Source organism: Parolsenella sp. (assembly GCF_982402205.1).
The window spans coordinates 1-10,112 of the sequence record NZ_CEVYAT010000047.1 but is presented as its reverse complement, the minus strand read 5'-3'; the positions used below and the strand labels follow the sequence as shown (position 1 = coordinate 10,112).

Genomic DNA, 10,112 nt, shown 5'->3' with positions numbered 1-10,112 from the left:
AGCAGGACGCATGCCGCAAATCCCGCGACGATCGCGAGCAGGACGGGGAAGAACGCCGCTCCCGGCGCCACGAAGTCCAGCGCCTCGGCCATGGGCGAGAAGGGCAGGGCGGTCGCCAGCATCACGCCCGCGGCGCCCATCGCAAGCAGCGGAAGCGCCGCGCGGCTCTCGAGGAAGGGCGTGCGATCTGTGCGCAGCAGGTGGATGACGAGCGTCTGCGTCCACATGCTCTCGATGAACCAGCCGGCCTGGAACGCCCCCACGAACGCCGCGCGACCCGCCTCGTCGAGCGCGCCCCAGGCGCCTCCCGCCACCGCGGGGCACACGAGGAAGAACAGCGCCGCAAACGTGACGATGTCAAAGACCGAGCTCACGGGGCCAAAGGCCAGCATGAAGCGCTTGGTGGAGCCCGAGGAGAGGTGCACGACATCGCCCACGACGATCTCGTCGACGGGGGGTCTCGTTGTCGCCGTCTCCGTCGCGCTCGACGTCGGCGCAGGTCTCGACCAGCTCGGCGAGCGAGCTGGCGGCCGCGGCGCTCTTCTCGTCTTGGATGAAGCGCAGGACGCCCGAGACGAGCACCACGCGCGCCGATGATGAGCGGGGTGGTGAGGTCACGCGCGCCGGGGGCGGCGAAGGTCCAGTCGGTGAGGACCGAGACGGCCGCAATGAGCACGAGGATGTAGGTGAAGGGGTCGGCGAAGGCCGCGGCGAGGCGCCGCGGAAGCGGGCGCGCGGTGGCGTGGACCTGGGCGTTTGCGCCCCAGAGCTCGCGGGCGGTGTCGACGCTCGCGCTGTCGAGGCCCTCTTCGGTGGTGTTGAGCTCGGCGAGGAGGTCTGCGGCGGGCGCGGACGCGGCGTGGTGCAGCCAGTCGAGCTGGCCGGCGCTTGCCTTGGGGGCGTTTGCGTTGGTGCTGCTGGTGGTGTTGTCGCGGCGGGCGACAAGGCGGAGGAAGAGGTTGCGCAGCGTCATGGCGCACCTCGCAATCCCGGGACTTGCGTGGAGCGGCCGGCTGGCGGCGGCCCCGGGCTACGCGCGGTGGCGGGCCGTGCGCGAGCGTGCGCGGCCGGAGGCTACCTGCGTGCGGTGCGCGCCTTCCCGAGGACGCGCGCCATGCCCATGTTGTGGACGAGAATGAGTTGGCAACTGTGGCTGGAACCGTCGCTCATGGCGCACCTCCTTGGGGTTGATGGGGCGGGGCCGTGTGACCCGTGTTGAGTGGAGCCGTGTGGCCTGCTTTGAGTGGAGCCGTGCGGCCTGCGTTGGCCGGGACGTGGCCCGCTGTAATTTCCGCAGGGATGATACGCGGCCGTCCGCGTGGTGTCAACGAGGTTTTATGGCTTCTCGCGTTGGTGGGCGACCCTGCGACACGCTCGCGGGCCGCTGCTACATGTGGGTGGCGCACATCCAGATGACCCAGGCGAGCAGGCCCATGGCGATGAGGCGCTTCATGAGTGGCACGAGTGAGCGGCGGTCGATCGAGCGGCCCAGGGCATGGTAGATGGGTATCGTGAGCAGCAGCAACGCCGGCAGCCACGTGCCTGTGGAAAGGCCGAGCACCACCACGACGATCGCCGCGAACGCGCCGTAGGGGATGCGGTTCCACGCGCGCAGAAACGGGCTCGTGCTGCCCAGGTCTGGCCCGAGCTTCTCGCGCGCCTCGCGCCAGCTCGCGTAGTTCACGCCGTCGACGATGACGCCGCCGGCCCCGTCGGACTCGACGCTGTGGCCCTTTGCGTCTTGCGCGTGCAGGCCCTTGCGGTCGATATGCACGTGCTCATTCTTTGCCTCGTCGTCCACGTGGATGCCGTCCCAGCTCACGTGGACCTCCTCGCCGGGCTTCGAGACGTGGATGCCGTCCCAACCGATACTCACGTGGTCCTTGGACGAGGCGGCGGAGCTGGCGTCGGCGGCACCGTCGGTATCGCTTGCGGCGTCGGCGGCGTTTTGCGTGTGGTCGGCAGCCTTGCACGCGGCGTCGTCGGGGTCGTCACCCTGCTCGGCATCGGTGGCCTCGGTGGTGTTCGCCTCGGCCTCGGCCGAGCCGCTGCCCTGCTCGTCTGCGCCGTAAAGCAGCTCGTCGAGGGTGACGCCGTAGAGCGCGGCCAGCGCGATGAGGTTGTCGGTGTCGGGCGAGGCCTCGGAGCGCTCCCACTTCGAGACGGCCTGGCGGCTCACGCCGAGCTTGGCGGCGAGCGCCTCCTAGGAGAGCCCCGCCTCGCGGCGGCGGTTGGCGAGCCTGCTTGCGATCTGAACGTCCATGACGGCCCTTTGCGTAGGGCGGGGCGAGCCCGCGGTGGTCGATGGCCCAGATGCTAGGCGGGCGCGCCCGGTTGCGACACCAACTCTGGTTTAAACTTTGCCGCTTGTGTGTCAACTAGCGGTTGCGTGTGGCATTTACCTGCGATTTTACCGATCCGGGACAGAGGGGCGCGCCTCTTGTCCCGCTTGCGGCGTGACAGTAGGCACGTCCCTCCGTCACGCTGGGCTACAGGAGGAAGTCGGCTGTGGGGATGGTGCGGGCGGCGCGGGCGTCGGGTGCGGCGATCGTGTCGGCGGCGTGGCCGATGGCGAGCATGTGGTGGGGGTAGACGCCCTCGGGAAGGGCGAGGGCCTGTGCGGCGACGGACGGGTCAAAGGCACAGACCCAGCAGGTGCCCAGGCCCAGCTCGGTGGCCTGCATCATCATCTGGTCGCAGGCGATCGACGAGTCGATGGTCGCGGCAGAGAGACCGTCGGCGCGGCGGGTCCAGGCCTGGCCCTCGACCGTGCAGACGACGAGGACGAGAGGGGCGCCAAAGACGCTGCCGCCGCGCTCGAAGCGCGGCTGGGCGCTGGCGGCCGCGGCGAGGCGCTCGGGCGTGTTGCACACGAGCACGCGCGTGGGGTGCTTGTTGCAGGCGGAAGGGGCGATGCGGCCGGCCTCGACGATGAGGTCGAGGTCCGCGCTCGAGATGGGCTCGTTGGTGTAGCTGCGGCACGAGTAGCGCGCTAGCGTGAGGTCTGCGAAGGCCATGGCTCTCCAATCTGGGTGGGTTCGCTGTTTCCATCATACGTGTGACGGGGGTGCGAGGTGCGTGCGCCCGCGAGTGAGCAGGGCGTCTCGGCGCGAGCCCGCGGAGGTTTGCCTCTGTTGGCCTTACCTATTTCGCCGCTATGCCGACGGCACGTGTAATGAAATGCAAATCGCGGTGAAACATACCCTATTTTTTCTGACACGAAAATTGCCGCAGCTAAGGGGGACTTCTGTAATTGAAAGTCTTCAGATTCGAATCGATGATAGATATCAAGGAGGTGCGAGATGATTGAGTTGACGGGAAGACAGCGAGCGTGTTTGCGCGCCCTGTGCGTTCGCGGTGGCTTCTCGACGGTGGAATCCCTCGCCCGCATGTTTGACGTGTCAAGCCGAACGATGCGCACTGATCTTAAGGCTATAGAGTCGTTTGCCTTGGATAATGGCTGCTCCATTGAGAGGGTGCCCGGAAAGGGCGTCCGCCTCTCCGCGTCAAAGGCGTCTGGCCTTCGTTTGCGTGACATGCTTGATGACGGTGAGAATCGTGTCTACGAGCGTCGGGAGCGCGATGCTATTGCCGAGCTCTTGCTCACCCTTCGTCCCGTCGTTAAGTTTCAGGACATTTCAAATTATTGTCACGTTAGCAAGCAAACCATAGCCTCTCACTTCAGTGACGTTGACGATTTCTATGAGGAGAACGGGGTCGAAGTAATTCGTGAGCCGGGCGTGGGGTCTCATCTGGCCGGTGCGGAAATCGACGTCAGGCGCTGTTTCCTGGGTCTCGTATCTGACGTTGAGCTTTATAGCGTGTTGCGCCCACTCCTAATTGACGAGTTGCTTGCGGAATATGGTGATAAGGCCGTCGTTCTCATCGATGCCGTTCAAGAGGCCCGACAAGTCGTTTTTGCCGATCAGGAACGGTTGGCAATCGTTATTTCCTTTGTGCTCATGCGCATTTCTCGGTCATGCATGCTGCCCGCGGGTGCGACGGACGAGGAATTCGATATCGGTTCGCAGGACGACCCCGGTATTGGTCGTCTGCTGAGCGAGTATGACAATCTGCTGCCTACTGAGCCAGAAATTGTCTTCGTTGCTTCAATCCTGCTGTCGCAGAGGCTCAGCGGGACTCGTCGAATTGTTGACGAGCGACATGCGGGCAACGACGAGGCGAGCAGTATATCGCGAGAGCTTGTTTGCGCTCTTCGAGAGCTGCACGAAATTGATGAGTCGTCGCTTCAGCATGTACTTGAAGGCTTTACCCGCCATTTGCGCGCTGCAATCTACCGCAGCCGCAATGGCATCCAGATACAGGCGGAGGTTCCTGTCCAAATTACGAGCTCTATTCCTCTGCTGTACGACTTTACGCGAAAGCACCTTGCTGCTGTTGAGACCCGTTATGGCATCTCTCTCAACGACAGCGAAGTTGCCTACATCGCCATGTACCTTGACGCGATATACGAGACGAGCGTTCGCGACGCCGTCGCCTTGGATGTTCTGTTTGCGTGCTCGTTTGGCCTCGCCTCAAGCTCGATTTTAATGACGCGGCTGTCCCACGCCCTGGCCGACTGCCATGTTGCGGGGCCGATGTCGTTGGAAGAGGCGAAGGAGTACATCGATTCGCACAATGTGGACCTCGTTATTACAACGAACCACTTCGATTGTGAAAGCGCTCCGGTGCTTGAGGTCGATCCCCTGCTGAATCAGGAAGCGCTCGATGCCGTGAAGCGCCAGATCACCACGGCTTCCTATTCGAAGCTGTGCTCATCGTTTTTGCGCTCCTATTCGGCGAAGTCTGCCGACGGTGAGACGAGTTCGGTCCGCGAGGTGGTTGATCCCTCCGCTGTTCAGGTTGGTGTCGAGTGCGACGACTGGAGAGAGGCGATTCGGAAGGCCGCCAACCCCCTGCTGAGGGCTGGATATATCGAGCAGCATTACGTCGATCGGATGGTCTCGGCTGTTGAGGACTACGGACCATACATGGTCCTTACGCCTGGTATGGCCTATGTCCACGCGGGCGTTAACGACGGGATACGTGACAACTGCGCGGCCATATTGGTGCTCAGTCACCCAATTGCCTTTGGCCCTGCTGGAGAAAAGCGGGTGAGAGGAATAGTGGTGCTTGGCATACGAGACAAGGAGCGAAGCGATTTGCTGAGCCTGGCTTCGATTTTCGAACGCGATAGCAACTTGCGCACGCTCGAGAGTCCCGAGTTGGATGTCGAGTCCGTGCTTGGAATGCATGACTGAAGGGAGGTGGGGAGATGGAGAATGTTGCCCTTTGCAATGTGAGGTATGGGCTTCATGCCGAAAGCTGGGAAGAAGCGATTGAGGATGCTGCGCATCCTTTGGTTGAATGCGGCTCAATTGATGAACTGTACGTTCACAGGATGATTGAGAGCGTCAACAAGCTGGGTCCCTACATCGTGATAATGCCGGGGCTTGCGCTGGCGCACGCTGCGCCCGGCGAGGGCGTCAATAAGAGCGACCTGTCGCTTGCGCTGTTCGATTCCGATATCCAGTTCCACTGCGATAACGATCCTGTTCGTATCGTCATGTGCCTAGCGTGCACTGATCCGGGAGCGCACGTTGCTCGTCTCCAGAGAGTGGCTGAGAAGCTGCTCGAGGATGGATTCCTCGACGCTCTTTTGTCGTGCGAATCGGCCGAAGCGCTTTATGCACTCATTAACGGTTAGCTGTGGTTCGCGCGGGCTGACGAGACCACGTCACTACCCGCGATGGCAGAAAGGGGATCAAATGGGAGTAGCAAAAATCCAGACGGTGTGTGGCTATGGGTGCGGCAGCTCGTTGCTTCTTCGCACCAATATCCAGAAGATCGCGAAGGCTCATGACATCGAGATCGAGGCGTTCTGTGGCGACGTAAACACATGCTGCGCCAATGATTGCGACGTCATCTTTATCTCTCGTGAGCTCGGTGAGCGCATCAAGGATAGGGCCAAAGTTCCCGTGATTGAGATCGATAACTTCATGGACAAAAAAGAGGTCGAGGAAAAGACCTTGGCTTACCTCGAATCGCGCTAGGAAAAATAAAGGAAGGAGCTAGGCATGGAAGCCGTTCTTAACTTCATCATCAGCGAGATCTTTGGCCAGGGAGCCATCTTCCTTGCGCTGATCGCCTGCATTGGACTCATCCTTCAGAAGAAGTCCTTCTCAGAGATAGTGCGCGGCACGGTGATGACCGCGGTGGGCTTCTTCGTCCTTTCGACGGGTACCGGACTTATCACGGGCAACTCCATCGATGGCATCTCGACGGCATTTAATACCGTGATGCCCCAGGCAGTGCCCTCAACTACCGTTGACATCGGTACGGAATACGGCACCGAGATTGGTATCGTGATGATCGTGGCATTTGCCATCAACGTCCTGGTCGCTCGCTTTACTAAGTGGAAGTCCATCTTCCTGACGGGCCACATGCTCTATTGGTTCCCGTTCGTGTTCATTGCCGCCGGCGTCGATGCCGGTCTCACGGGTGGCAAACTCATCATCCTCGCCGCGATCTTCACCGCTCTTTACATGATTGTGTCCCCGAACCTCATGCGCCCCTTTGTTAAGGAGGTTACGGGTGATGACTCCTTTACCATCGGCCACCCCACGACGTGCCTTTCCGTGATCTCTGGTCTTCTGGGCAAGGCATTTGGCAACAAGGAGCACTCTACTGAGGACCTCAAGTTCCCCAAGTCGCTTGGCTTTCTGCGCGAGATCGCCATCACGGGTTCCATCACCATTGCTATCACTTATATCGTGATGTACTTCATCCTGATTGCCAATGGCCGGGACCCCGCGGTGGTCTGGGGATATGCCGACGGTAACACGGGCATCTTCACTTATATCTTTACCCACGCAATCTACTTCGGCGTTGGCATCACCATCATGCTGCAGGGCGTTCGTATGCTTATCTCCGAGATCGTGCCTGCCTTCCAGGGCATCGCGGAGAAGGTCGTCCCCAACGCTATCCCCGCCCTCGATGTCCCCGTTATCTTCCCGTATGCGCCTAACGCCCTGCTCATCGGCTTCATGGTTGCTATGGTCACCTCCATCGTTACGATTCTGATTACCGGCGCCGCCGGAATCTTCCCGACGGTCGTCATCCCCCTGATCTCGACCTGCTTCTTCGAGATTGGCTGCGCTTCTATTGTTGGTAACGCGACGGGTGGTGTTCGCGGCGCCATTGTCGGCGCTGCCGTTAGTGGCATCATTGCAGTCTTCCTTGTGGGCTTTGGTGCCTACTTCTTCAACAACACGATTCAGCAGTGGATGCTGGTCTACGGAGGCCAGGACTTCGACCTCTGGGGCATGGTCGTGGGTGCTGTTGCCAGGCTGATTGCTTAGGTCCCCGTGCCTGACATCTGACCTGTTCGCCGTGGCGCGCCCGACTAACCTTTCGGGCGCGCCACTATTTGATTGGAGGGGCAATGGAGTTCAAGTACTTTGAAGTCATTAAGGGCCTGATTGAGAAGGTTGAGACAGAAGAGTCGCCCCGCATGGAGCTGTGCGTCGATGCCCTCTTTGACTGCGTAAAGAGAAAGAGCTCGATATATGCCTTTGGTGCGAGCCATGCGGGAATCCTTACCGAAGAGCTGTTCTACCGGGCTGGCGGCTGCATGTTGATTAACCCGATCTTTGCTCGGGAGCTCATGCTCGATACCAAGCCGGTTACCCACACGAGTTCCATGGAGCGCCTGACGGGCTACGGCAGTGCCGTCGCACGAGACCAAGTTGACTTTAAAGAGGGCGATGTCCTGATCGTTCACTCCGTCTCGGGAAGAAACCCCGTAGGAATCGAGATGGCCATGGCGGCCAAGGAGGCGGGCGGTACTGTCATTGCGATTACGAACCTGTCGTATTCAAAATCGGTTGAGTCGCGGCATCCTAGCGGGAAGCGCCTCTTTGAAATTGCCGATATTGTTCTGGATAACCATGGCGATGTTGGCGATGCGGCCGTTTCGATTGACGGACTCGATCAGAAGGTTGCCCCGACATCAACGGTCGTCGGGGCCACGATGCTTGATGCCATCGTGGCCGCTCTCGTGCAAAAGCTTGTCAACTCGGGCATGAAGCATCCGCCCGTGTTCTATAGCGCCAATCTCGATGGGGGCGACGAACTAAACAAGCGACTGTTCGAAGAGTACAAGGACTGCATCCACTACGAGTTGTAGCCATGCAACAAAAGCTCTTGGCGCCGGGGCTTCGGCGCCAAGCCTACGGGCCGGACGCCTTGCGCGCCCGGCCCTTCTCGCGCAGATCCTAGGCTAGGGAAGTAGGGCCGAGTCGGTCGGCCTTGGTAACGGGGCGCAGGACGCGCGCGGGCGAGCCTACGGCCACGACGCCCGCGGGGATGTCGCGCACGACGGTCGAGCCCGCGCCGATGACCGAGCCCGCGCCAATCGTCACGCCGGGGCACACGGTGACGTTTGCCCCCAACCAGACGTTCTCGCCCAATGTGATGGGCGCAGACGTCAGCAGCCCCGCTGTGCGCTGCTCGGCATCGATCGAATGGCCGGCGCACGTCAGCACGCAGCCCGGCGCGATGAAGCAGCCCGCCCCCAGCGTGATGGGCGACGTATCGAGAAACGAGCAGTTGTAATTGATGAGTGCCATGCCCAGCGCGTGGATGTTGAAGCCGTAGTCGCATCTGAATCCTGCCGAGACGAGCGTGGTCTCGCCCGCCGTGCCAAACAGTTCCCGTACGATGGCGTTGCGTGTGGCCTCGTCGGTGGGATCGGTCTGGTCGAGTCGCCAGCACAGGTGTTTGGCGCGTCCCTGCAGGTGGGTGGGCACGTCCCTGAACGAGGCCACATAGGGTTCGTTCGTGCGCATGATTTCTTCGACGGCTCTCATGGCTCTCCTGTCTGGCGATGTGGTGCTCGGGCATGCGGCGGCATGGCTGTGCGGCGGCGTGATCATGTGGCGTGACGCGTGCGACGACGTGGCCGTGCGTCCCGGTCGCATGGCGGCATTGCTACGTGCCTCCTATGGCGCGTGGCCTCGCAGCGCTGCGGCGCGGTATCCTTGAGCCCATGATAGTAGCTAAACCGGGGAGGGAAGCGTCATGGCCCAAGGCAGCGGGATTCTCGAGAAGCAAAACATCTGCACCTATGTCGAGAACAACCTCGACACCTTTGTCGAGCGGCCCCTTTGCGCGCCCGACAGCCTCGTGCTCTCGTGGTTTTCGAACTTTAGGCTCGAGGCGCTTGGCGGCCAGTTCGACGGCTGGGACATCACGTCTGCCGCCGCGCCGCGCCTGCGCGACGCCCTGCGCGCCGAGTGCTTCAATGGCCTCTTTGACCTGTGGGACCCCGAGAGCTGCCGCCGCCTGCTGCAGGCCATGGCCGCAAGCCCGCGCTTTCGCGACATCCGCGTGGGCGGCTTTAGGCTGAGACGCGACACGACCGACCCCGAGTGGCCCAAGCAGTTCGCCGCCGTGACCCTCTTGCTCGACGATGGTACCGCCTATCTGGCCTTTCGCGGCACCGATGCCACCTTTGACGGCTGGCGCGAGGACTTCAACATGACCTTTGCGCGTCCCGTGCCGGCCCAGGCCGAGGCCTTCCTCTACCTGCTCGACGCGGCCGAGGCCTGCCCGGGCGCCCCACTCGTGTTGGGCGGCCACTCCAAGGGCGGAAACCTCGCCGTCTACGCCGCCGCCGAGGCGCCTGCCGAGATTCGCGAGCGCGTCTCGCGCGTCTACTCGCACGACGGCCCTGGCTTTGACGCTGAGTTCCTGGCCAGTGAGGGCTTTTGCGCCATCGCAGGGCGCGTCGACAAGACCCTGCCGCAGAGCTCGGTGGTGGGCATGATGCTCGAGAACCAGGAGGACTACTCGGTGGTCCGCAGCACGAGCGTGGGGATCTTCCAGCACGACCCGTTCTCCTGGGTGGTCGATGGCTGCTCGTTTGTCGAGGTGGAGGGCCTGTCCGCGGGTGCGCGCCACGTTGACGCCGCCCTCAACGACTGGATCTGCGGCCGCACGCCCGCCGAGCGCGATCGCTTCACGAGCGAGCTGTTTGGCCTGCTGGGTGCAACGAATGCCACCACCATGGCCGAGGCTCGCGAGCGTTGGCGCACCTCGCTGCCCGCGAT

9 protein-coding genes and 2 pseudogenes are annotated in these 10,112 nt (G+C 62.0%); 6 read left to right on the top strand and 5 right to left on the bottom strand.

Annotation, left to right across the window (positions count from 1 at the left end):
• The 4 genes and pseudogenes from AC1VTH_RS04090 to AC1VTH_RS04075 all read right to left on the bottom strand — a co-directional run.
• Positions 1–437 (bottom strand): annotated as a pseudogene (locus tag AC1VTH_RS04090) (magnesium-translocating P-type ATPase); the annotation flags it as partial.
• A complete protein-coding gene (locus AC1VTH_RS04085) occupies positions 371–973 on the bottom strand; it encodes a cation-transporting P-type ATPase (RefSeq protein WP_481334840.1) in 603 nt (200 codons plus the stop codon). The pseudogene AC1VTH_RS04090 and the gene AC1VTH_RS04085, both read right to left, overlap by 67 nt.
• A gap of 414 nt (positions 974–1,387) precedes the next feature.
• Positions 1,388–2,191: pseudogene (locus AC1VTH_RS04080) on the bottom strand (helix-turn-helix domain-containing protein); the annotation flags it as partial.
• Positions 2,192–2,489: 298 nt separating this feature from the next.
• Positions 2,490–3,017: a nitroreductase family protein gene (locus AC1VTH_RS04075; protein ID WP_481334839.1), complete on the bottom strand. Its 528-nt coding sequence runs from the start codon at positions 3,015–3,017 to the stop codon at positions 2,490–2,492.
• Between the two features lie 285 nt (positions 3,018–3,302).
• Between AC1VTH_RS04075 and AC1VTH_RS04070 the strand changes: the two genes are divergently transcribed.
• The 5 genes from AC1VTH_RS04070 (at position 3,303) to AC1VTH_RS04050 (ending at position 8,188) form a co-directional block, all read left to right on the top strand.
• A complete protein-coding gene (locus AC1VTH_RS04070) occupies positions 3,303–5,261 on the top strand; it encodes a BglG family transcription antiterminator (RefSeq protein WP_481334837.1) in 1,959 nt (652 codons plus the stop codon).
• A 14-nt stretch (positions 5,262–5,275) separates the two neighbouring features.
• Positions 5,276–5,707 carry a PTS sugar transporter subunit IIA gene (locus AC1VTH_RS04065; protein ID WP_481334836.1) on the top strand — a complete coding sequence of 144 codons (432 nt, stop codon included), beginning with the start codon at positions 5,276–5,278 and terminating at the stop codon, positions 5,705–5,707.
• Positions 5,708–5,768: 61 nt separating this feature from the next.
• The gene (locus AC1VTH_RS04060; protein WP_481334834.1) at positions 5,769–6,053 is read left to right on the top strand and encodes a PTS sugar transporter subunit IIB; all 285 of its coding nucleotides are present in this window, start codon (positions 5,769–5,771) and stop codon (positions 6,051–6,053) included.
• Positions 6,054–6,077: 24 nt separating this feature from the next.
• A complete protein-coding gene (locus AC1VTH_RS04055) occupies positions 6,078–7,361 on the top strand; it encodes a PTS ascorbate transporter subunit IIC (RefSeq protein ID WP_481334833.1) in 1,284 nt (427 codons plus the stop codon).
• Positions 7,362–7,444: 83 nt separating this feature from the next.
• On the top strand, positions 7,445–8,188 hold the full coding sequence (locus tag AC1VTH_RS04050; RefSeq protein WP_481334832.1) for an SIS domain-containing protein: 744 nt from the start codon (positions 7,445–7,447) through the stop codon (positions 8,186–8,188).
• 88 nt (positions 8,189–8,276) lie between these two features.
• Here AC1VTH_RS04050 and AC1VTH_RS04045 read toward each other — a convergent pair whose 3' ends face one another.
• Complete coding sequence (locus AC1VTH_RS04045; RefSeq protein WP_481334831.1) at positions 8,277–8,870, bottom strand: sugar O-acetyltransferase; 594 nt, start codon at positions 8,868–8,870, stop codon at positions 8,277–8,279.
• A 211-nt stretch (positions 8,871–9,081) separates the two neighbouring features.
• On the opposite strand from AC1VTH_RS04045, the gene AC1VTH_RS04040 reads away from it, so the two are divergent.
• Positions 9,082–10,112, top strand: a 1,031-nt coding sequence (locus AC1VTH_RS04040) for an Mbeg1-like protein (RefSeq protein ID WP_481334829.1), incomplete at its 3' end; no start/stop codon positions are given.